The sequence below is a fragment of the Bradyrhizobium canariense genome, from assembly GCF_900105125.1.
Taxonomy (GTDB): Bacteria; Pseudomonadota; Alphaproteobacteria; order Rhizobiales; family Xanthobacteraceae; genus Bradyrhizobium; species Bradyrhizobium canariense_A.
In genome coordinates, this window is the sequence record NZ_LT629750.1 from 2,101,633 (window position 1) to 2,123,288 (window position 21,656).

At 57.7% G+C, this 21,656-nt stretch carries 19 protein-coding genes and 3 pseudogenes; 11 read left to right on the top strand and 11 right to left on the bottom strand.

What is annotated here, in order from left to right; all coding sequences use genetic code 11:
* The first annotated feature begins 487 nt into the window (after positions 1 to 487).
* The 3 genes from BLV09_RS10225 (at position 488) to BLV09_RS10235 (ending at position 3,625) form a co-directional block, all read left to right on the top strand.
* Positions 488 to 1,342 (top strand): SAM-dependent methyltransferase, encoded by an 855-nt coding sequence (locus BLV09_RS10225; RefSeq protein WP_146687199.1) that lies wholly within the window; start codon positions 488 to 490, stop codon positions 1,340 to 1,342.
* A gap of 1 nt (position 1,343) precedes the next feature.
* Positions 1,344 to 2,942, top strand: coding sequence for a phosphoenolpyruvate carboxykinase (locus BLV09_RS10230; protein ID WP_100381127.1), 1,599 nt, complete (start codon positions 1,344 to 1,346; stop codon positions 2,940 to 2,942).
* Positions 2,943 to 3,046: 104 nt separating this feature from the next.
* Entirely contained in the window at positions 3,047 to 3,625 is a 579-nt protein-coding gene (locus BLV09_RS10235) for a cobalt transporter (protein WP_100381126.1), read from the top strand.
* A 65-nt stretch (positions 3,626 to 3,690) separates the two neighbouring features.
* On the opposite strand, the gene BLV09_RS10240 is transcribed toward BLV09_RS10235, so the two are convergent.
* Positions 3,691 to 4,089: a DUF983 domain-containing protein gene (locus BLV09_RS10240; protein ID WP_100381125.1), complete on the bottom strand. Its 399-nt coding sequence runs from the start codon at positions 4,087 to 4,089 to the stop codon at positions 3,691 to 3,693.
* Between the two features lie 234 nt (positions 4,090 to 4,323).
* On the bottom strand, positions 4,324 to 4,650 hold the full coding sequence (locus BLV09_RS10245; RefSeq protein WP_146687200.1) for a helix-turn-helix domain-containing protein: 327 nt from the start codon (positions 4,648 to 4,650) through the stop codon (positions 4,324 to 4,326).
* A gap of 363 nt (positions 4,651 to 5,013) precedes the next feature.
* On the opposite strand from BLV09_RS10245, the gene BLV09_RS10250 reads away from it, so the two are divergent.
* The 3 genes and pseudogenes from BLV09_RS10250 to BLV09_RS37990 all read left to right on the top strand — a co-directional run.
* Positions 5,014 to 5,328, top strand: coding sequence for a hypothetical protein (locus BLV09_RS10250; protein WP_146687201.1), 315 nt, complete (start codon positions 5,014 to 5,016; stop codon positions 5,326 to 5,328).
* 115 nt (positions 5,329 to 5,443) lie between these two features.
* Entirely contained in the window at positions 5,444 to 6,184 is a 741-nt protein-coding gene (locus BLV09_RS10255; RefSeq protein ID WP_244549027.1) for a class I SAM-dependent methyltransferase, read from the top strand.
* 6 nt (positions 6,185 to 6,190) lie between these two features.
* Positions 6,191 to 6,504: pseudogene (locus BLV09_RS37990) on the top strand (beta-ketoacyl-ACP synthase); the annotation flags it as partial.
* Positions 6,505 to 6,536: 32 nt separating this feature from the next.
* On the opposite strand, the pseudogene BLV09_RS10260 reads toward BLV09_RS37990, so the two are convergent.
* Positions 6,537 to 7,271, bottom strand: a pseudogene (locus BLV09_RS10260) (conjugal transfer protein TrbE); the annotation flags it as partial.
* 108 nt (positions 7,272 to 7,379) lie between these two features.
* Positions 7,380 to 7,598 (bottom strand): DUF3551 domain-containing protein, encoded by a 219-nt coding sequence (locus tag BLV09_RS10265; RefSeq protein ID WP_100381121.1) that lies wholly within the window; start codon positions 7,596 to 7,598, stop codon positions 7,380 to 7,382.
* A gap of 974 nt (positions 7,599 to 8,572) precedes the next feature.
* On the opposite strand from BLV09_RS10265, the pseudogene BLV09_RS10270 reads away from it, so the two are divergent.
* Positions 8,573 to 8,848: pseudogene (locus BLV09_RS10270) on the top strand (hypothetical protein); the annotation flags it as partial.
* A 302-nt stretch (positions 8,849 to 9,150) separates the two neighbouring features.
* On the opposite strand, the gene BLV09_RS10275 reads toward BLV09_RS10270, so the two are convergent.
* Positions 9,151 to 10,563 carry a ferredoxin reductase family protein gene (locus BLV09_RS10275; RefSeq protein WP_197685033.1) on the bottom strand — a complete coding sequence of 471 codons (1,413 nt, stop codon included), beginning with the start codon at positions 10,561 to 10,563 and terminating at the stop codon, positions 9,151 to 9,153.
* A 287-nt stretch (positions 10,564 to 10,850) separates the two neighbouring features.
* Between BLV09_RS10275 and BLV09_RS10280 the strand changes: the two genes are divergently transcribed.
* Both BLV09_RS10280 and BLV09_RS10285 read left to right on the top strand, forming a co-directional pair.
* Complete coding sequence (locus BLV09_RS10280; protein ID WP_244549028.1) at positions 10,851 to 11,495, top strand: cytochrome c oxidase assembly protein; 645 nt, start codon at positions 10,851 to 10,853, stop codon at positions 11,493 to 11,495.
* Entirely contained in the window at positions 11,492 to 12,004 is a 513-nt protein-coding gene (locus BLV09_RS10285; RefSeq protein WP_146687203.1) for a CopD family protein, read from the top strand. The genes BLV09_RS10280 and BLV09_RS10285 overlap by 4 nt, the downstream gene beginning before the upstream one ends.
* Here the strand turns inward: BLV09_RS10285 and BLV09_RS10290 are convergent.
* On the bottom strand, positions 11,968 to 12,480 hold the full coding sequence (locus tag BLV09_RS10290; protein ID WP_100381117.1) for a DUF2231 domain-containing protein: 513 nt from the start codon (positions 12,478 to 12,480) through the stop codon (positions 11,968 to 11,970). The two genes, BLV09_RS10285 and BLV09_RS10290, sit on opposite strands and share 37 nt — an antisense overlap.
* A gap of 78 nt (positions 12,481 to 12,558) precedes the next feature.
* Between BLV09_RS10290 and coxB the strand changes: the two genes are divergently transcribed.
* Together coxB and ctaD are read left to right on the top strand one after the other, a co-directional pair.
* The gene (gene coxB / locus BLV09_RS10295; protein WP_197685034.1) at positions 12,559 to 13,224 is read left to right on the top strand and encodes a cytochrome c oxidase subunit II; all 666 of its coding nucleotides are present in this window, start codon (positions 12,559 to 12,561) and stop codon (positions 13,222 to 13,224) included.
* Positions 13,221 to 15,761: a cytochrome c oxidase subunit I gene (gene ctaD, locus BLV09_RS10300; RefSeq protein WP_146687205.1), complete on the top strand. Its 2,541-nt coding sequence runs from the start codon at positions 13,221 to 13,223 to the stop codon at positions 15,759 to 15,761. Before coxB ends, ctaD begins: the two co-directional genes overlap by 4 nt.
* 1,117 nt (positions 15,762 to 16,878) lie before the next feature.
* On the opposite strand, the gene BLV09_RS37995 is transcribed toward ctaD, so the two are convergent.
* From BLV09_RS37995 to BLV09_RS10330, 5 genes are all read right to left on the bottom strand, one after another.
* Positions 16,879 to 17,895: an integrase core domain-containing protein gene (locus BLV09_RS37995; protein ID WP_244549029.1), complete on the bottom strand. Its 1,017-nt coding sequence runs from the start codon at positions 17,893 to 17,895 to the stop codon at positions 16,879 to 16,881.
* 408 nt (positions 17,896 to 18,303) lie between these two features.
* The gene (locus BLV09_RS10315; RefSeq protein ID WP_146687207.1) at positions 18,304 to 18,705 is read right to left on the bottom strand and encodes a Zn-ribbon domain-containing OB-fold protein; all 402 of its coding nucleotides are present in this window, start codon (positions 18,703 to 18,705) and stop codon (positions 18,304 to 18,306) included.
* The gene (locus BLV09_RS10320; RefSeq protein WP_146687208.1) at positions 18,702 to 19,883 is read right to left on the bottom strand and encodes a thiolase family protein; all 1,182 of its coding nucleotides are present in this window, start codon (positions 19,881 to 19,883) and stop codon (positions 18,702 to 18,704) included. Before BLV09_RS10320 ends, BLV09_RS10315 begins: the two co-directional genes overlap by 4 nt.
* Before the next feature lie 92 nt (positions 19,884 to 19,975).
* Positions 19,976 to 20,779, bottom strand: coding sequence for an SDR family NAD(P)-dependent oxidoreductase (locus BLV09_RS10325; protein ID WP_146687209.1), 804 nt, complete (start codon positions 20,777 to 20,779; stop codon positions 19,976 to 19,978).
* A 23-nt stretch (positions 20,780 to 20,802) separates the two neighbouring features.
* Positions 20,803 to 21,588 (bottom strand): enoyl-CoA hydratase-related protein, encoded by a 786-nt coding sequence (locus tag BLV09_RS10330; RefSeq protein WP_146687210.1) that lies wholly within the window; start codon positions 21,586 to 21,588, stop codon positions 20,803 to 20,805.
* Between the last annotated feature and the right edge of the window lie 68 nt (positions 21,589 to 21,656).

Below are 21,656 nucleotides of genomic sequence, written 5' to 3' on the forward strand. Positions count from 1 at the left end.
GGGATCGCAGCGTTGATGCAGGGCATCGCAGTATTGTTGGCAACACTGCTAGGTCCTCTTACGCACAGCATAGATTTGAAAACTTAGAGATGGCTGGAGATGATCCGGCAATCTGGCCCCTAATTCCACTGCTACAACTGCTTTATCTTCTTACGGCTGTTGGAATGGCGACGACAAGGCACCGGTTCATTGATTTGACCGCTGCGCGTATCCCGGCGGATGAACCCTTCGGACCCTGATCGTGCCGCGGATATCCTGATGATTTCGTTGCGGTTCACGACGCCCACCGATCATATCGTTGGCAATGATGAGCGTTGGAGTGGCGAGATTCGGTGCGAATGCTCAAGCAGCGGCTCACGAACAATAGACAATCATCGCGCCAGGCCGCAATTCAACTCACCTTGGCATACCTCAGTCGAACTCCGAGTGTTGATCGAGTGGCGAGGATAAATACGCCGCAGGCCCTCTCACACGCGGCTAGACTCAATTGCAATCATTAGTTATATATTTACTGACCATCTCTAATGATGTTTTATACATCGAAATTAACGGACTAAAACCAGTGAAAATCATTGGTCGCTATAAGGGAGCGCTAGACGAGATTGCGATCTGGGAATGCGAAAGAACCGGCGATCGTCTTTACCGCGAAGGAGAGATTTTCCAGAGCCAGAGCTCGGCGACCGGAGAGAGCCGGCTTCCCTACGTGAAAATGATGGAGGGGTTTTTAAACGATGCAAAGAGCGTCTTGGTTCTGGGCTGCGGAGGAGGAAATCTCGCAACGATGCTGACGCGTTCCGGCAAAGATGTGATTGTGGTCGATTGCAATCCGATCAGTTTCGACCTCGCACGGGAATTTTTCGGAATGCCAAAGGGCATTCCGTGCGTCATCGATGATTTCCAGCGCTATCTGACAGCCGAAAGGCGCCACTTCGACGGCATTGCGGTCGACGTCGGAGGACCGGGGTTCTGTTATGAGGAGCAGTTCAGTCCAGCTACCTGTCGTTCAATTGTGAACAGGCTGAATTCAGACGGACGCGTGATCTTGAATATGCTCGCTGGCAGCGATTGCGATGCAGCGCCCGATAAAATCGGTCGTGATTTGTCCGCCGATCGCCTGAGTGTATGGATCTTCGACCAGCCAAGCCTTTCCAATCGTAATGTATTGATTGCGGGGTTGTCTAAAACGCGACGAACCGCAAACAAACAGCAAATTTCGTCGCTTCGCCGCACGGACGGCGAGCGTTGGACGTTACGGCGTCCTCGCCACCCTTCCCATGCTGATCGACCGATCACCATCAACATCCACGGCGCTACTAACCGGCCACGCCACAGGGAGAACTGAGATGTTCGAGCACGGCTTCAGGAATCCGGAGTGTGGAGCAGACAAGTTCGGCTTCAAGAAGCTAGATGCGATTTACTGGAATTTGCTCGAGCCCGAACTCTATGAATTCGCGCTCACCCGCGGTGAAGCCGAGCTCACATCCGGTGGTGCGCTTTGCGCCGAAACCGGCGCCCACACCGGCCGCAGCCCCAAGGATAAATACATTGTTTGCGACGATCTGACTGATACCACCGTTTGGTGGGACAACAACGGGAAAATGACCCCAGAGCAATTCCAGCTTCTGCATGACGACTTCATGGCGCATTCCGCAGGGAAGACCTTGTTTGCCCAAGATCTTCGTGCGGGCGCCGATCCGGAATATGGAATAACGACCCGCGTCTTCACGGAGCTCGCCTGGCACTCACTGTTCATCCGAACTCTGCTACTGCGGCCCGACCGCAGCGATCTTGCGACCTTCGCTCCGGAACTCACCATTTTCTGCGCTCCGACCTTCAAGGCGGATCCCAGGCGTCACGGGGTGCGCAGCGAGACCGTGATCGCCATCGATTTTTCGCGCAAGATCGTTTTGATCGGAGGCAGTTCGTATGCCGGTGAAATCAAAAAGGCGGTTTTCACCACGTTGAACTATTTTCTTCCTGCTCGCGGCGTCATGCCCATGCATTGTTCCGCGAATGTCGGATCGCATGACGACGCGGCAGTATTTTTTGGACTGTCGGGTACGGGAAAAACTACCCTTTCCGCCGATCCGAAGCGCACGCTGGTCGGAGACGACGAGCACGGTTGGGGACCGCAGGGCATCTTCAACTTTGAGGGCGGATGTTATGCGAAGGCAATCAAGCTGAATGCCGAAGCGGAGCCAGCGATCTATGCAACGACGCAACGCTTCGGAACGGTGCTGGAAAACGTGGTATTTGATCCCCTTACAAGGGTGTGCGATTTCAACGATGGCTCAAAGACGGAAAATACACGCGCCGCGTATCCGCTGCATTTCATTCCCAACGCATCGAAGACTGGACGCGCGGGGCACCCTCACAATCTCATCATGCTCACTGCCGACGCATTTGGCGTGATGCCACCGATCGCCAAATTGAACGCGGCGCAGGCGATGTTCCATTTTCTGTCCGGATATACCGCCAAGGTGGCCGGAACCGAAAAGGGCGTGACGGATCCAGAGGCAACGTTTTCGACGTGCTTCGGCGCGCCGTTTATGCCTCGCCATCCTTCGGTCTATGGCAACTTGCTGCGCTCTCTTATTGCAAAGCACAATGTGAACTGCTGGTTGGTGAACACCGGCTGGACCGGCGGGAAATATGGCGTCGGGCAGAGGATGCCGATCAACGTGACCCGCACCCTTTTGACAGCTGCCCTTGACGGCACGCTTAACGACACGGAGTTCTATGTCGATCCTTATTTTGGATTTCGCGTGCCGGCGGCGGTAAGAGGTATCGACAGCCATATATTGAAACCGCGGGAGACCTGGAGCGACAAGCGGGCGTTCGACGTCACCGCAAACAAACTCGTACGGATGTTTCAGGACAATTTTGCCAAATTCGAGGGGATCGTTGATCCGGACGTCCGGGCCGTCGCGTTGTCTGCGTAAGCTTGGGGAAGAATGCTGAGCAACGGCTCGCCGAAGCAAGCAGTTCGGAGATGTCTATCCAGAGCGTTTGGCGGTTGAAAAACGCGGCACGAGGTGCATCGGACATGGCCGAGAGCAAGAGCCCGGACTGTCAAGCTTCCCCCGGGTCGAATTCGCTCATCGCAGGCGCCAATCTACTTTTCTTTTGTCTTGAATTTGCATTGGCCGTCGAAATTCGATCCGTATCCCTGTTCGCAGACAGCATCGTCTTCCTCGAGGGTGCCGCTGTGAGCGTTTTGACTGCGCCCCGCTTAAATTGGGGTCTCCCGAGGCGCGAAGCATTTGGACGTTTCGCAGTGACAATGATTCTCGTTCCGACATGTTTCATCTTTTGGATGATCGCGGCGAATTTCGACAACGCCGAGATTCCGTCCGCGGCCCCGCTGGCCGCCATTGGAGTCGTGCTGCTCCCAGTCAACATTGTTTACCTTGCAGTCTTGAACAGCCGGACGCCGACGGAGCCACATTTCGCTATCCGCAATCACGCGGTCACCAATGCGGCGATCATCGGCGCTGCGTTATTGACGTGGGGGTCCGGGACGATGTGGCCGGACGTCGTGGCCGGTCTCGGCATCCTTTATATGAACGCGGACGCAGCCGAACATGTTTGGCTTGCGGCAACGCAGCCGCCGGCTGGCGTATGACCGATTGTAGCGGTCGAACGGCGCCTTGGATTAACGATCTCGGTTCCGCGAGAGCGCAGAGATACCTACTCGTCGGCTCGCGGCCGAAGCCGGCCTTCGGATGCCTTGTGATGGTATTGCAGAGCGATGAGAAGGCTCTTGAGTCCTCTGAGCGGCCAAAGTGTCACTGCCAATATCAATGGCACCCACAGCGCCGCATGGACCCAGAACGGCGGCTGGTATTTGGCTTCGGTCACCAACGCCGCGCCGACTACGATCGCTCCGGCAATCATAATGACAAATATGGCGGGCCCGTCGCCAGCATCCGCAAAAGTGAAATCCTGGCCACACACCTCGCAACTTGGTCTCAGCGTCAAGAACCCGGTGAACAACTTTCCCTTGCCGCAGCGCGGGCAACGACACAAGAGACCCGACACGTAGGGTGACGGCGAAGTTTCAGCGGCGTGCTTGTCGTCAGCAGTCATGACGTGGCCTTTGAAGCGATTTCGACCCAGCGCGGAAAATATCGTCTCACCTCAAGGCTTGCCGTGAGCAAATGCTCGCGCATGTCATTGGGCGCGTGGGCTGGATACTTTGACGAGCGTCGCGTCAACCTGGCTGTTGCCTCGGTTGAACTTTTACCCAAGTTGCCCGCGACAGTCCGGCAAAAAAGCGTCGAACTGTCCGCTCCGCTCAACTGACGCCGCCCGATCCTGCATTCACCGAGCCCGCTCCAAGGCTCGGGAGGAAGACATCTTTGGTTGTCGGACAGTCTTCATCTTCATTTTCGGTTTGGTGACATGCTCCCTGAGCCGCACGCCCCGGCCTCCAGATGAACTCTGAGCGCCCGGGTTGATCAGCTCGATTCCCGCATCCTCGAGGGCGGAAACCAGCTTCATGAGGGAATCAACATTGGCCCGGATAACTCCGTCGCTGGCTTCCATACGCTGTATGGTCGGCACCGAAAGATCTGCCAAATCAGCAGTCTCACGCTGATCGATATTCAAAAGCGCGCGAGCAGCCCGGAGTTGATTAGAGGTAATCATTAAACGTCATCGCCTCCATGCCAGCGAGGTCCCCAAGCATGCTTATCTGAAGCAGAATGTAGTTTCAAGCATCATTTTACATGCCCAAAATATCACGGCGCCCTCGCGCCACATCTCTGACATAGATCGACACCAAATATGATAATATATACATAAAACATCCTTCTACCACTTTAGAACCTGTCAAACGATAATCCAACCAGCATTTATCGTTTTCTGTTTTGATTTTTTGGATTAATCTCGCAACGAACCACACGCCGAAGAAAGCACTATGCGAAGGAAGATGTCTTGCACTTAGCCTGCGACGCGCAAGGTCTGCGCCTTACCGTCGTGTTTCCACCGCGGCCCGTGAGGAGATGCACCATGGACGCGTTAATTGTTCTCTCAACTGGGGAAGCGCTCGCCGGCGCCCTCGGCGGAGTAGCCGTCGGAGGAATGCTGCAGGACTCCAGTTTTGGTAAAGCCGTGAATGCCATTGTCGGCCTCGTGGGCGGAGTCACAATTGGCTATCTGCTGCACACCACCTTTCCGGAGATTGCGAGTTCGGTCAGCAACGGCTCCTTGGGCGCCATCCTGGGCGAGATCATCGGCGCGCTTGTCGGCGGCGGAATTGCAATAACTATTTGCGCACTCGTGAAAGATAATGTTCGAGGCGTCCGCGGAGATCGACTGCGGTGATAGACTCTAGTGATCGACCATTGGCGCGGCTACGGTCATGACAATTCACTCCATGGCGAGCCATGCGTGAAGCATATTTTCGAAACGTCCGATCCGGTTGTTGGAGTATTTGACCTTGAAGCTTTTGGAGCGTTACCAAGGTAGGAATGGCGAGATCGAGATCGTCGAATGTTCCTGGGATGGGACCCGCATCTATTTCGAAGAGGGCATTAGGCAGAGCCAGGCGACGTCGGATGGTGAGAGCGTATTCACCTACCTCAAGCTCATGGATGAGCTTTTGTACCGGTCGACAAACACGCTTGTTTTGGGATGCGGCGGTGGAAACCTCGCCACCAGGCTGGCCCGTCTCGGAAAACGACTCACGATCGTCGACAGCAATCCGATCAGCTTCGTAATCGCCCGCAAGTTTTTTGGGCTGCCGGACGAGCTGCCATGCATCGTCTCGGATTTCCGAACGTTCGTTTATCAGGATGATACTCTTTACGACGGCATCGCAATCGACGTCGGCGGTCCGGGTTTCCAGTTCAACGATGAGTTCGATATCGAGACCTGCGACGCCATCCGCGCCCGCCTAGTACCCGCGGGCCGCATCGTGATGAATATCCCAGTAACGAACGATATCGATCCCACACCCGATCGCATCGCGGCGCGACTTGCCGGCGATAGCCTGCGGGTGTGGATCGTCGATGAGCAGGGTATCGAAGACCGGAATGCAGTCATTGCCTGCTTGCCGGAAAAGCAGCTGAACGCGCGGTCGGCGCTCAACGATGTCATGTGTAGCAATCATGAGCGATGGTCAATCCGGCGAGGAAGATTGCGTAGCCGCGACCTCGCTTGCGGATCGCGCAATTGGTGAACTGTGATGGAAACACGCGAGACATGGGTCACAGGCATCGGAATTGTCTCGTCGTTGGGTGAAGGCCTTGAGGCGACCTGGGAGGCTCTTCACCAGCGCCACGTCAACGTCGACACATCGATCCATGCGCGTGGATGATCCATTCGTTGGCCTTAGTCAATTTTGATCTTCAGATCCCAAAGAAGGGCGGCCAGCGGCAAATGGAGGCATGGCAACGCATTGGTACCTATGCGGCCGGGCCTGAACTGAGTTCCGCCGGCATCAAAGACGACAAGGAGCTTCTCGCCCGCACTGACACGATCGGCGGCGGCGAGCGCGATGAGCGATTGGGTGACATCGTTTGGATTGCAGCCGGACAGGCGATTGCCGCGACGCGACTGGCAGTCGTAGTCCCGCTTCGGGGTGCGCGGGCGAGAATCTCGATCTGTCGGTCATTGAGCCCAAAGCGTCGGTAGATCTTCATGATCTGTGGTTCGATGGCGCGGTCGTTGGGCAACAGGATCCAGGGCGGACAGCTCTCGATGATGGCCGGCGCAATCGCGGAGCCGTCGATATCCGCGAGCGATTGCGTGGCGAAAATAATGGACGCGTTCTTCTTGCGCGGTGTTTTCAGCCACTCGCGCAACCGTCCGGCAAAATCGGCGTCTTCGAGCGCAAGCCACCCCTCGTCGATAACGAGCAGGGTCGGCCGCCCGTCAAAGCGCGCCTCGATCCGATGAAACAGATAGGCCAGCGCAGCCGGCGCGACGGTGGTCCCATTCAAGCCATCGGTCTCAAAAACCTGAGCCGGCGACTCGCCCAAGCGTTCGCTTTCGGCGTCGAGCAGCCGATCATAGGGACCGCCGCGGCAATAGGGCTGCAGCCCCGCTTTAGCACATTGGACTGAAGCAGAACGGAAAGGCCGGTGGAGAGTGCGTTCCTGAACCGGAGCGGACGCGAGCGAGCCGAGAGCGGACCAGACGTGCTCCTTGGCCTCCGGTGTCACCTCGATTCTCTCGCGGGTCAAAATCGAGCCGATCCAGTCGGCCGCCCAGCCGCGTTCCGCGGCATCATCGATTCTGGCGAGCGGCTGGAGGGAAACGAACTCGGAAGATTCCCCAGCAAGCGCTCTCCGGGGTACATCCGCAGAGTGGCAACGAGGCTCGGCGTTTCCGTGAGGCCCGCGAAGCCCAAATGATGGGGGATTTTTCCTGCGTCACTTCCGAGCGTGGGCATATCTCGGGTTGATGCCGCAGGTGGAATTAGTCCCTGACGCAGTCGCCATACACTGCCGCCGCGAGTGGAACTGGCAGTTGCCGGGAAAACCCCATTGGCTTCCCTGCAGACAGTACTTTCCCGCAGCCGCCGGCTGAACGGTGGATACCAGGGCTACGAACGAAGCCAGGATCATGAAGACTTGAACAAAACGTCGCATTTATTAGCCTCCTCTTCGAATAGCTTTGCGGCCAACTGATACCCGTGGTTTGCGGATCTCGCCGCCGCGACAGCGTTGAAAATCACCTACAGCGCACGCGTCCCCAGCGATCTCTCCAACACCTGCGGCAATGTCGGCGCCCCCAGCGGTCTCGCCAACACCGACGCCACGAAACATCCGTCACATCGCTAACATTGGCAGTGATACCCGCCGCCAGCGGGGGGACCGGTGCAGCTTGGGCAGATCCATGCACGGCCGCGAGAACCAAGCCTGCAACCGACATCGCAAGTGCTGTTCGCAACATGTCTCTCTCCCTATTTTGTGGCGTTATCCTTTGCCCTAGGCGACATGATTCTTGGCCATTGAGCACCACCGGGGATGGGCGCGCGAATTCGATGATCCTATCGCATGAATGTTCTCATTTCCCCATCGGTAATTTACCCGAGCGGCACACCAGATTGACCTGATGCTCTCCCTCGCTGGGTTTTCTAAGACGCCTATCGTGGGTCGTCCCACAGATCACCTTTCGGCGGATGATCTATGGTGGGGCGATCGTCTTCATAAACTGTCCCACGTGGGACAGTTGAATTCCTGGCCCTGCGCACTGTCGGTTCACTGACCCCGACCTCGTCCGCGATCTCGTAGTTTGATCTTTTGTCGTTTGGGTGCGCCTTAAAGTGAGCCGTTGCCCGATCCGCCTTCAGGACTACAGGCGCACCACATTGACACGCTGCGTCGACTCCGCACACCGAACAGGCAACAAAAAGCCCGCCTGAAAGGGCGGGTTTTCAGCTTTGACGAGAAGGGCGCTTTAAGCTGCCTCTTTCATACCCTCGGCTGATTTTGCGGCCTGAAAGGCCGGATCATTTGAGCTGAAGATCGAGGTGCGTTTAAACGCTTCGATGCCAATCGCGTTAATCGCTGAGGCGAAAGTACCACTGATCAGGAAGACCCAGCCCTACAGGCCGGCGAGTTTGGGCGGCGACTCCAACACCAGTATCGCCAAGAAAGCTCGCACGAAAGCCGAGGCGGATTTTGCCACTTGGCTCATGATGGCCAAGCTTGGTGGTTTCGATGACCTTCCGTCAAACGCACAGAGCGTTCTGACTAACTATCGAACCCGACTCGAGACGATGAGCGAGGCCGAGTCCACGGCCGTGGCCGTTCGCGAGGTCTATAGCGCTTATTACAGCGAGATGGGAGGCGTGGGCGCGGCGCCGGAGCCAAAGGCTCGCACACCAACGAGAGAAGGCGAGGATGATGAGTAAGCCGAGAGCGGCCGAGGTGCCCAGAAGTTCGATCGCGTGAGCGCCCATGATCCTACTTTCAGGAGGGAAGAAAATCCACCGGCCACGGCAACGCGCTGCAAATCGCGTCTGCAGGCGTGGCCAGGTAGAACGACAGATCGTGATTAGCGTTCGGCCATTCAGCGTTGCGCTTTCACCTTACCCAGACACGCGCCAGAGTGCGAACAGAACCGACATCAAGATCACGATCACCCCCGTGGCCAAGACCAACCGGTCTGCAAACAATCGGCGCATCGGGAACCTCCCTACACAAAGCTGTAGCGTTCAGAATGATACTTCGACATCGGCACGTTCATCTCGCCGAGCGCCTTTTCGATCGCATCCATCATGACGTTTGGCCCACAGATAAAATATTCATGATCGGCATACGGCGGCATCAGATAACGCTTGAGTATTTCCGCATTGATAAAGCCAGTCTCGCCGGTCCAACCGGTTGGCGGCTTTGAGAGCACATAGACGACTGTCAAGTTAAGCCGCGCTTTCAGCTCTTCGAGCTCTTCCCGAAAAGTAATCGATTCCCAGTCCTGAACACCGTAAAGTAGAACGATGGGACGCTTGTCCTCTTGGTCGGCAAGCGTGCGTATCATACTCATCATTGGTGTTACGCCGATGCCGCCAGCAATCAGCACGTGCATGTCCGTCGGGTTGCCGATTGTGAATGCGCCGTAGGGTCCGTCGAGATACACGCGCTGACCGGCCGGGACCTTGTGTACGTTACTCGTAAAATCTCCCAGGTTTCTGATCGTCATTTCGACGCGCCTATCCGTCGCCGCCGCGCTAGAAGAGAACGAAAACGGATGCGCAGTAATCGCGAACGGGCTCTCCCACAGCGTCAGCCACCCGAATTGGCCCGGACTGAACCTAAAGCCACGGTGCTTGTCCGGCTGCATCACCAATGTAAAAGTGTCACCGCGTTCCTTGCGTACTTCCGCAACACGGTACGGCTGGCGCAGCATAAATAGCGGCTTGACGATACGCACGTAGAAAAGCAACCCGATCCAAAAAGCCGTCAAGCCGATCCACAATGACCGTTTCCAGGGATCAACCAGATAGAAGCTCGACCCCACCATGTGCACGACGCCGGCTGTGATGGCGACGACCGCGAGCACGACATGGATAAGATGCCAGGTCTCGTACTTGATCTTCAACGTCACGCGCCAAAGGGCCGTCACCACCAGCACGATCACCGCGGCAATCGATACAAGAGCGAAGTGAGCCGTCAACGGCGCTTCAAGCATATTCGACGGCGCCAGCAATTGCGGCTGAACCGCGACCAGAATGATCGGATGCGCGACGACAAGGCCGACTGCTATGAGGGATATCTGACGGTGAAAATGGTAAATGACGTCTTCGCCCCACGGCGCGGTGACATAGCGGAACCGCGCGGTGAGACCGAACTGCAGACCCATCATCGCAAGGCCGGAATAGCCGAAAGCGACGGAGAGCTCTGTCCAAAAATCGCGCGACGGCGGATGCGAGCCCGCTAGAAGCGCGAACAAGGGAGCGAGAATGAACAGCAGGTAGACAAGGAGCCAGACGGCCCCGCGCAGACTATAGAGAAGGTGCATGAATCCATCCCCTTCAACGCGACCGCAATCGCGCTCCGAGTCTACCACCACGGCCGACGAATACCCCCAGGACAACAGCCGATTTTTCAAGGATAACTACTGATTTTCGGATCGAGTATTCGCCGTTAAAATACTAGTTTGAGCGCCTTGAACCACCTGAACCATCTGTCCGTTTTCTCGCATCGCGGATATCTGATTCACTGACTGCTACTTTGCTTTTCTCTCTCGTTCCGATCTGTTAAGCTTTCGTCTTGAATGTGCGTCATTCGCTGTAGCGAATGCTCATTCCCCGGGGTGTCATGCCGGATTCCATGATCGCCTATTGTGGCCCCGCCGCTCTTCCAGACGACCTCTGGACGCGTTGGAATTTGGATCCGTTGCTAATTGCCATACTCGTTGCCCTGGCGATCGTGGTTGGTCGCGGTCGATCCGCCGATGCCCGAGCGGGTTTCGGGGCGATCGGGCTGATTCTGATCATCTTCGTGTCGCCGTTTTGCGCGATGTCGTCGGCGTTGTTTTCTGTCCGGGTACTGCACCATGTCTTGTTGATCGCCGCTGTAGCGCCGCTTCTGGCACTGGCTTTTCCGCAACGGCGAGCAGGGTCACTGCCAATCGTCGTACTCGTCGTGGCACACGCGGTCGTCCTTTGGCTCTGGCACACGCCAGGACTCTATACTTGGGGCCTCGCCAGCGTGCCGGCTTATTGGCTCATGCAGATTTCGCTCCTCGGAAGCGCCTGGCTGTTATGGCGATCGATCCTGGCGCCGTCGCAGTCCGGCCCTGCGATAATTGCGTTGGTTGCTACGATTGGGCAGATGGGCCTTCTCGGTGCGTTGCTCGTTTTCGCGCCTAGGCCGCTCTACCTCGTACATCTGGCGAGCGCAGCGAGCTGGGGACTCGCTCCGCTTATAGACCAGCAACTCGCTGGCTTGCTGATGTGGGTGCCCGCGATGCTGCCTTACCTGGGTGTAGGAATCTGGATAGCGTGGTCCAGCCTTAGATCGAGCGAAGCGGCCCTGTGACAACCTTCCTAAAATTCGTGCACCTAGGTGCGATAGCGCTCTGGTCAGGCGGTCTGATTGCGCTGCCTTTTCTGTTTTGGCAACGGCGGACCCTTGAGGCAGGATTGGATCTCGACCGGTTGCACCGCGTCACGCGGCTGGTCTACGTCGAACTTGCCTCGCCCGCCGCATTTGTCGCTATCGGCAGCGGAACGGCGTTGATCTTCCTGCAGGCCACCTTCGCGGAATGGTTCTCGCTGAAGATGGTGCTGGTGGGAATCATGGCGATGCTGCATGTCGTCGCCGGTCTGATCCTCATGCAGTTGTTCTTGCCCAAAGGAAAGTTCACCAAGCTTTCCTACGTGTCGCTGATGAGCGCTTACATTGTGTTGATCGCCGCAATTCTCTGGATCGTATTGGCCAAGCCGCACATTGATTCCAACCAGATCGCCGCGCATCTGTTCGAGCCCGGGGGACTCGGGCGTTGGGTGCATCAATCCTTCGGCGAAATCAGAATGCCCACGCCATGATCAAACACGAGCTTGCCCCCGTGCCATCCGGCGAAGCCTACCAGCACCGACGCAAGGGCCGAGAGGGCAAGGCCGTGCGGCAAGATCGACTCGGTATCGATGAGACGCAGCCCCCAATTGGCCCCCGCGACCGCAACGAGCGTCATCGCCGCCACGGCATGGGACCAGCTTGCTTCAAGAAGCCGGATACCGCGCACCAACAGCAATTCTCCGGTGCCAACGATACTTGCGGCCACGCCGCTCCAGAAGGCCATGCCGGTCGACCAAAGTCCGACGCGCACCCAGAACGCATCTCCCGACCACCAATAGAATACGTCGACACCGAGCGTCGCGATCACGAATGCGATCGGGAAATGCACCATCATGACGTGGATCGGGTGCCCTACCACGGCCACCGCCGAACCGACATCCAGGCGAAGCAAATCCAGCACAACCGCACTGTGAGGCTGGGTCGTAAGATCGTCTCGCTCAGCCATCGTTCGCTTCCTTCGCGGCGGAAACAACATCGTTCAAGCACGTATCGTAGTCTATTGCGTCTGTCTGTCCAACTTGGAATGCTCGCAACGCTCCCCGCCTGCACAGGGCCGCTGTCGACGCTAGAACCCTCGGGCCCGGCTGGCGCTTCAATCGCCACGCTCTGGTGGGTGATGCTGACCGGCTCGAGCATTCTCTTCGTTCTGGTGATGACGCTGTTCTTGCTGGTGATCCAGCGTCCGGGCTGGGGCGCGGGTGTATCGCCCGGAGGTTGGTTGGTGCTCGGAGGCCTCGTTCTGCCGGCCGTCGTACTGCTACCGCTTATCGCTTACGCGTTGATCGCCGGGGAGAGCCTACTACCACTTCCTGGACAAGCGCCGCCACGGATCGAAGCCGTAGGACAGCAGTGGACCTGGACCTTCCGCTATCCCGATCATGGCGCAGTCGAAACCAGGAACGTCCTGCATATACCGGCAGGCACACCGATCGATATCCTGGTCTCCAGCCAGGACGTTATCCACGCCTTCTGGATACCCCGTTTTGCCGGCAAGATCGATGCGGTGCCCGGGCATGTGAACCGCCTGCGCATTCAGGCCGATCAACCGGGCCGCTACGCCGGCCAGTGCAACGAATTTTGCGGCCTCGGTCACGCTGGGATGCGGTTCGATGTCATCGTCCACCGCCCGGAGGATTTCTCCGTAGCTCTTGCGCGGGCTGCCGCATCAGAAGGGCCGGAGAAAAAATGAGTGAACCCGTCGACCAGCTGTCGCAGGGCACACCGGCATTGCGGCTGCATCGCCAGCTCTCCGCGATCTGGGCAACCGGACCGGGACTTCAGCGCCTTGCTGCCGTCAACCATTCGGTCATCGGCATGCGCATGATGATCACGTCGTTCGCGTTCTTCGCAATCGCCGGCGTGCTCGGCATGCTGACCCGCGTTCAACTCGCGACCCCCAACTCCACGTTCATGGTCCCGGAGACCTACAACCAGGTCTTCACCATGCACGGGTCGATGATGTTGTTCCTGTTCGCTATTCCGATGGTAGAGAGCTTTGCGGTTTATCTGACGCCGAAGATTCTCGGCACCCGAGACTTCGCCTTCCCGCGACTGACCGCCTATGGCTACTGGTGTTACCTGTTCGGGGGCACGATCCTGACGGTAGCGTTGATCGCCGGAGTGGCGCCCAACAGTGGCTGGTTCATGTACACGCCGCTGAGTTCGAACGTCTTTACGCCCGGCATAAATTCAGACGTATGGCTGCTCGGCGTAACCTTTGTCGAGATCTCCGCGCTGTCGCTCGCGATGGAAATCGTGGTCTCGATCCTGAAGATGCGTGCGCCGGGCATGTCGCTCGATCGGATGCCGATTTTCGCCTGGTACATTTTGGTAACCGCGATGATGATGATCGTGGCTTTTCCCCCATTGATCCTCGGCTCGATCCTGCTCGAAGTAGAACGCGCCTTCGGTCTGCCGTTCTTCGACCCGAAGCGTGGCGGGGATGCGTTGCTATGGCAACATCTTTTCTGGCTGTTCGGTCACCCCGACGTTTACATCATCTTTCTGCCCATGGCCGGCGTGCTATCGACAATTATCCCTGTCTTTGCCAACCGGCCACTGGTCGGCTACCGGGCGATCGTCGTTGCTATCATCGCGCTGGCCTTCCTGAGCTTCGGCATTTGGGTGCATCACATGTTTACCGTGGGCATTCCGCACCTCGCGCTCGCCTTTTTCTCCGCAGGCTCGGCGATCATCGCGGTGCCGACGGCGGTACAGATCTTCGCATGGCTTGCCACACTAGCGCACGGCAGGCCGCGATGGGATGTGCCGATGCTCTATGTCTTCGGCTTCTTCTTCATCTTCGTGATGGGCGGCCTGACCGGCGTCATGCTCGCCATGGTACCATTCGACTGGCAGGCCCATGACACCTATTTCGTCGTCGCCCACATGCACTATGTGGTGGCCGGCGCCCTCGCCTTCCCGATGCTTGCGGCGTTCTATTATTGGCTACCGTTGTTGACAGGACGCACCGCGGTGCACCGGCTGTCGGTACCCGCGTTCTGGTTGGTCTTCATCGGATTCAACATGACCTTCTTCATGATGCACCTAACCGGTCTGCGCGGTATGCCCCGTCGGATCTATACCTATTCTGGTGATGAAGGCTGGAATTGGCTCAATCTGCTATCTTCGATCGGCGGGTTCGTCATGACGATCGGCTTCGCGCTGGTGGTGATCGACCTATTTGTCCAACTCCGTTACGGGCGTCGCGTGCGGCGCAATCCCTGGGGCTCGACGACACTGGAATGGGCGATGCCGATCCCGCCCGCACCATATGCATTCGCCTCGATACCGGATCTCGGAACAACCCGGACCGAATCGATCGCTACCGGCGATCTCGCGCTATCGCTGGCGCGCGGCGAGGGTTATCTCGGCTCCACGCGCAACGGTTGGCAGGAGACGCTGGGCGTGCACAAGACGTCCGGCTTGCCGGACCAACTGATCGTGTTGCCTAGCCCAACCTACCTCCCGCTTTATACCGCGCTCGTCACTGCAGCTGCGGTTCTTTCCATGCTGTTCAAATTCTATCTGCTGTCGCTCGCCTTTGCGCTGCTGACCACCGGCCTGTTCGTCTTCGCCGGGCAGGACGCCGGTCTCGCGCGAGACTACGGCCCATTGCCCGTCGGCCGCGGTGTCAGCGTGCCGCCCCACACCGAGGTGGCCGACGCGCCGGCTTGGCTGGCATTGATATGCACTCTGGTCGCCGACGGTACGCTGTTCACATCGCTGCTGTTCGGGACTTTCTATCTTTGGATCTCTGCGCCGAATTGGACCGCGGCGGTCACACCCGAACCGAGCCGCACGCTCGCAATCGGCGCCGTCGCGGCGCTCGCGGTGGCCGCTGCAGCGGCGCGTGGGTCGCTGCGAGCGGCCGCCGCTGGTCGCAAGGCGAGCGGCTGGATTGGTCTTGCCGCGTTGGCCCTTCTCGCAGCGCTCACCGTAGCCGTCGGACAAATCGCCGGTGTTACGCCGCATCCGCGCGAGCATGCGCTCGGCGCAACCGCGGCTGCCCTGATCTGCTATGTCGTTCTGCATGCCGGTATCGGACTTCTTTTCCTCATCAGCAACGCCCTGCGTCTCGGCGCCGGCTTCATTTCACCTCGGCGGGTGCTGGATCTGCGGCTTACGCGATTATGGCTTGACTACACGTTGGTCACGGGGGTCATTGCAATGGGCCTCGTTCTCGCACTGCCCGCGCTCGTGACGGTGCTGGGGGTTCGACCGTGAGCGAACGTCCGGTACCACCAAGGCGCTTATGGTGGCTCGCGGCGGGTTTCACCGTTTGGTGTAGCGCGCTGGTTGTTCTCTACGCGATACACGGTATCGGCTGCGCGTTTGCCTGGTCGACGGGCTCGTTGCGGCTATGGCTTGCCGCGGCTCTTCTCGCGCATTTGATTGTACTGGGCTTGATGTGGCGGAAAATTGCGCACGCCGACCCTGATTCCGGTTTCGGTCCGACCGGAGCGTTTCTACATTGGGCTGTCCTCGGGACACTTATCACCTCGCTCATCGCGACCGTCGTTACCTTCGGTCCATCGCTGTTGCTCGCCACATGCATCTAATAGGCCTGGATTTGCCTTCATGCGCGTCCGCTGATGTGAGGGTGGTCTTCTTCTGCATTCATTTCGTCGCCATCCCGGACATGTCGCGAGTGTTTTCGTATTGCGGGTAATCCGAGTTTTCTGACAGGCCGAACGCGCCTCGAAAGGCATTTGGCTCAAACGTCATTTCCAAAACAAAATGCATGCCGTGATGCCGCGTTGCTGCATCGACCGACGGCAATAGAACGTAAACTCGTTGTGACAGAACATTAGAGCCCCATACGGATTTACATGCTTGATGACAAGTATCGCGCTTGGTACCATATTCGTCAATTATGGGTAGCAGGGAGGTGCGGGTGCCGACTGTAATCACGATTGAAGGCGACTCGCCATATTTGCTCCCGCATGTGGATCACGTCTCAGCGATAGTCCACGGTGAAAACGTAGATTTGACAATGTACGTGGCGCTGCCGGGGCATGCGGACCTAGAACAGGTTTATGTGCAACTTAGCCTTCCCGCTGCGGACGATCTCTTGGCTCAGTTAACTCGGGCCGTAGCCGAGACAAAGAAGGATCGTTCAGAACCATAGACGCGTGCTGGCGCTCCACCGAAACGCGACGTCGCCATTCAATTCTGGGATAGCATTCAAGCGAGCATGCACCCAGTGGCTCGGATATCAACCCGGTTATCGAGATCGACGAAGAGTATTCAATCAACGGACATAACGATTCCGGGAGCGTTCCGGTTTGTGCCAGGGCGGATATGAATAGTCGATAATCTGCCCCCTGTGTGTACCGAAAACTCAAACACGGGCGTAGTGGTGGTGAAGTCCGCCCAGGATGGCGTGTGATTTGATGCTTCCGAGTCGCTGAACCGGGCGAGAAACCGGCGCATCCTTGTTCAAAGATCGATGCGTTCTGACCCTATTGTAATAGTCGGCGTAGGATTTCAGGACCCGACGCAAATGCATCTCGCCCAGGACAATGATGTGGTCCACACATTCACGCCGGATCGATCCGATCAGCCGTTCGGCAAAGCCATTCTGCCAAGGCGAGGCTGGTGCGGTAGGCTTGTCCCGGATGCCCATGGCGCGCAATCGGCGCCTGACGACGCTGCCATAGATCCGGTCGCGATCGCGGATCATGTAGTGCGGAGCCTCATCCCAGGGGAATGCCTCCGTTATCTGACGTGCAGCCCATTCTGCCGTAGGATTGGCTGTGACGTTGATCCAGACGAGGTCTCTGCGGTCGAGCCGGACGATGACGAAGGCATAGAGCCGGTCGAAACCGATAGTTGGAACAACGAACAGGTCCATGGCGGCGATGTCCGGCGCGTGGTTACGCAGGAAGGTCCGCCATCCCTGGCTGGGCGGCCCCCGCCGTTTGACCATGTACTTGGCGACGCTCGACTGCGCGAGCTCAAACCCTAGCTTGAGCAGTTCGCCGTGAATGCGCGGCGCACCCCAAAGCGGATTCTCCATGCTCAACCGCCGGATCAACGCGCGCAGCTCGGTGTCGATCTGCAGTCGCCCTCCCCGTGGGCGCGACTTCCAACGCCAGTAGCAGCGAAAGCCGACCCTGTGCCAACGCACGAGGGTCTCGGGCCGGATGATGGTGAGAACCTGCAGGATTGACGGAAAGCAGCGATACGGCTGGATAAAGAACCAGCGATCACGGTTGGTGAGCCGGACGCGACCATGCAGCCTGCGCCGCAAGATAATCAACTGATGTCGAAGCACCGCGTTCTCAGATTCAAGCCGTAACTTCGACTTGAATGGCGAGGCCAGGACAGCCAGAACGAAACAGAACAGCCCGATCATTCCGCCAGCTTAGGCGATTCCATCACGTCATCAACTCGGATAAGGTTTTCGGTACACACAGCCGTTCCGCCATTATAATTCCTTCGCACGATGCGTTTAACAGGGCCTCAAACGGAGGCCACGATGGGTATGGTTATGATTCGACGTCCTGCAACGGGACGCGCGGTTTCAACCGGAATTGAAGTGGATTTAGCTAAATTCCGGCGAACGGCGATTTTCTTCTCTCGCTCGTACTGTCCTCACTGCCGCATCCATATGGATCGAAACGTCAAAGTCTCAGGAGCCGAGCGGTATCGCCCGACATGGCGATGCGGCCCTTGACCCAATCGTTTACTCACCCAATAAGTCGGCGTTGATAAGCCAGATGCTTTTGCTTTTTGCGATTGGCAAATGCTCGCTATCAGTCGCTTAAATAGGGAACGGCGATGTTTTATCGTCTTCACCTGCGAGTTCGAATTGATAGGGATAGGCCTGAGTTTCAGACCATAGAAATTTGACCCTTGCACCGATCTTCAAATCGGCAAGTTGGCAACCAATTGCGGGAGCGAAGACGCGCGGGCCTTCGTCGAGCTGGACCAGAACCAAAAGAATTGGGACTCTTCCACTTGATCTCCGCGTTCGGTCTTCGGTGAAGGCGATAATTCTACCGGCTCCGGCTGCCGGCCGCCAATCCAGAGTTTGGCCTAGATTGAAAAGACTTATTGATCTCGGATAAAATTGATAACGCGACGAGGTTTGATCGTATTGCAACAAAAACATTTGCTTCGACAAGCCATTCCAAAACTCGCTGTTCGTCGATTTCTCTGTCAACGTCCTCGCTCCAGAAGCATCACGTTGCTGACACCCCAGTTTCGGCCGTATTGGATAACGCCAATGCCAGTGACCATCGCATTCTCAGTCTGTTTGATCTGACGATCTCCGGCCTCTCTATACATCTGGATCAGAGCCTCGCTAAGATTGACACCGCCGCCCGCGAGCCCGGGTTGCCCGCTCGAAATCTGCCCGCCACCGGGATTAATTGGGAAATCGCCAGCAAACGTAACGTCCCGATCGAGCAGAAACGCCCCTCCTCTTCCCTCAGCACAAAACCCGATTTGTTCAAGTTGAAGGATGATCGCGATCAGAAAATCGTCGTAAGGATGGAAGGATTGGATGTCCGAGGATCGCCAGCCTGTGTCGCCCAAGACTTGCGGGCCAACGATCGAAAATCCGGTTCGAGTGATGTCGTCGATCGACTGCTGCGGATCGAAGTTCGAAATCTCCCGATAACCAACCGGATGCACGATATTTTGCATTCCTATTTCGCGCGCCGTGGAGGTTTCCATAACAAGGAAAGCGCTGGCTCCGTCGCAGCGCATCACACAATCGAGCAGTCGCAACGGCGTCGATACGAATGGCGACGCCAAATATTCTTCCACCGTCAGCGGTATTCGAAGTTGCGTACACGCATCGTCGTTGAGCAAAGCGCCGGTTCGTTGGGCCACGGCAAGTTGCCCGAGCGCCCGCTCAGGCAGCCCGCCGTGTATGCCCGCGTAGGCCGTGCTGAGCAGACCAAATGCGGTAAGCGGCCCCGAATAGCCCAAGGGATCACCGAACTCGGTCCGGTGACCAACCTGATTTGATCGGTCGACGGTGGATACAGCATCGGAGGCAACGCATATCGCAATGTTGCAAAGCCCCGCTCGGATCGCTGCCGACGCTCGCGCAATATTACCCAGTGCGGAGGCACCACCCATGTCTGTCACCTGACACCAGGCCACACACAGCCCTGAATTCTCAAGAAGAAGATTTGTCCAAAACGGATTGCTGCAATCGGACATCGCAAGTGTCGATGCAAAGCCGTCGATGCGTTCGCGCGTAACGCCCGTCTGGATCAGCAGTCGCTCGACTGCTGCAGCCGCCAAATCCGATGCTGTCCGCCCGCTGTTTCGGATGTGTTTGGTGCGGGCGCAGCCTACTATGGCGATGTCACGATTCTGAAAAAGCATAATTCGGATTGCACCTCTCCAAAACATTTATGCTCGGCAACATCCGTATCGACGATCTTGATCGGGCCTAGTGCGGCGTTGCAGGACGAAAGCTACAGTCGATCGTAGTCGGAATTTTCTCCGGATGCGTCGAACGCCCCACCAAACGCCGTATATCCGCCATCGACCGGAACCACGGCTCCGGTGACATAGGAAGCCTCGTCGGACGCCAGAAACGCGACCACACGTGCAATCTCTTCGGGCTCGGCCATCCGGCCGAGTGGCGTTCGCGCCCGGATCCGGCCTTCCTCGAGCCGGCCTGTGGCGATCAGCCCCGCAACGAGCCGGGTATGGACATAACCCGGAGCCACCGCGTTGACCCGAATACCATAGCGCGCCCACTCACAGGCAAGGACGCGGGTCATCATGGCTATGCCGGCCTTGGCGACGGAATAGGCGGTCCGAGCGGGTATACCGATCTGCCCGGCGACAGACCCAAGATTGACGATCGAACCACGGCCGAGCTCGGCCATGCCTGGTGCTACCGCCTTCGACACGAGAAAGGCGCCGTTGACATGTATAGCGAGGGTCTTCTCGAATCTTTCCAGGCTCTGTGAAAGCGTTGCAACACCGCCGTCACCGATCCCGGCGTTGTTAACGAGAATGTCGATTCGCCCGAACGCCTTCACCGTCTCATCCACCATTGCGCCCACATCCTCTTCTTTCGAGACGTCGGCCAGTACCGCAATGTGGCCCGGCCCGATCGACGCTGCGGCCTGTCGCGCAGCCTCGAGGTCCACATCATTCAGCGCTACGCGGACGCCCTGTTCGGCCAACACGCGCGCAATCGCGAACCCGATGCCGTTGGCCGCACCGGTAATGAGAGCGGTCCGTGCGGTCGAAGGAGGATGGCTCATGGACACTCTCCATTCATCACGGCTCAGCGAAACCGCGAGAAGTCGGGCTTTCGCTTTTCAAGGAAGGCGGTGCGGCCTTCGTTCGCCTCTTCGGAATTTACAAAGGAGGCAAGACCATCGGCCGCCATTTTCACCTGGCCGAAGATGTGTGCGCTGTCCGCATTGAATGCGTGCTTCAGGAATTTCAGCGCCGTCGGGCTCAACGCCACTGCCTGCCCGGCAAGAGCACGCGCCTCCTCCATTAGTTTGTCCGCCGGCACGACGCGGTTGACGAGGCCCCATTGCAGTGCCGTTTGCGCGTCATACTGTTGGCAGAAGAACCAGATTTCGCGGGCACGCTTTTCTCCGACAATGCGCGCGAGATAGGCCGAACCCCAACCCGCGTCAAACGAACCGACGCGCGGTCCCGCCTGTCCGAATTTCGCGTGGTCCGCGGCGACCGTCACGTCGCAGATAACGTGAATCACATGGCCGCCGCCGATCGCGTAGCCATTGACGGCGCAGATCACAGGTTTGGGAATGTTACGAATGACCATGTGCAGATCGTCGATCTCCCAAAGGCCGTTCTCGGATGTGCCATAGCTGCCCTTTTCCTGCATCTCCTTCTGGTCGCCGCCGACGCAGAACGCCTTCGTTCCCGCCGCCGTCAGGATCACGCAGCCCGCACTCTTGTCCGCCCAGGCCTGCTTGAAGGCGTGAATTAGCTCTTCAATCGTTCTTCCGCGAAAGCAGTTCAAGCGATCTGGACGGTTGATGGTGATGGTGGCGATGCCTTCGCTGACTTCGTACAGCACGTCGGTATAGTTCATTGGTGGTTCCTCTGAGTTGGGTTCGAATTAGGCGAAAATGGCGCGTGTCGCCGGAGATCCGAATTTGG

Bases quoted from the DNA above. Each gene is read 5' to 3' on its own strand.
- BLV09_RS10230 (WP_100381127.1), top strand. From the start codon at position 1,344: ATGTTCGAGCACGGCTTCAGGAATCCGGAGTGTGGAGCAGACAAGTTC.
- BLV09_RS10235 (WP_100381126.1), top strand. From the start codon at position 3,047: ATGGCCGAGAGCAAGAGCCCGGACTGTCAAGCTTCCCCCGGGTCGAAT.
- BLV09_RS10240 (WP_100381125.1), bottom strand. From the start codon at position 4,089: ATGACTGCTGACGACAAGCACGCCGCTGAAACTTCGCCGTCACCCTAC.
- BLV09_RS10245 (WP_146687200.1), bottom strand. From the start codon at position 4,650: ATGATTACCTCTAATCAACTCCGGGCTGCTCGCGCGCTTTTGAATATC.
- BLV09_RS10250 (WP_146687201.1), top strand. From the start codon at position 5,014: ATGGACGCGTTAATTGTTCTCTCAACTGGGGAAGCGCTCGCCGGCGCC.
- BLV09_RS10265 (WP_100381121.1), bottom strand. From the start codon at position 7,598: ATGCGACGTTTTGTTCAAGTCTTCATGATCCTGGCTTCGTTCGTAGCC.
- BLV09_RS10290 (WP_100381117.1), bottom strand. From the start codon at position 12,480: ATGGCTGAGCGAGACGATCTTACGACCCAGCCTCACAGTGCGGTTGTG.
- coxB (WP_197685034.1), top strand. From the start codon at position 12,559: ATGCTCGCAACGCTCCCCGCCTGCACAGGGCCGCTGTCGACGCTAGAA.
- ctaD (WP_146687205.1), top strand. From the start codon at position 13,221: ATGAGTGAACCCGTCGACCAGCTGTCGCAGGGCACACCGGCATTGCGG.
- BLV09_RS37995 (WP_244549029.1), bottom strand. From the start codon at position 17,895: ATGATCGGGCTGTTCTGTTTCGTTCTGGCTGTCCTGGCCTCGCCATTC.
- BLV09_RS10320 (WP_146687208.1), bottom strand. From the start codon at position 19,883: ATGCTTTTTCAGAATCGTGACATCGCCATAGTAGGCTGCGCCCGCACC.
- BLV09_RS10325 (WP_146687209.1), bottom strand. From the start codon at position 20,779: ATGAGCCATCCTCCTTCGACCGCACGGACCGCTCTCATTACCGGTGCG.
- BLV09_RS10330 (WP_146687210.1), bottom strand. From the start codon at position 21,588: ATGAACTATACCGACGTGCTGTACGAAGTCAGCGAAGGCATCGCCACC.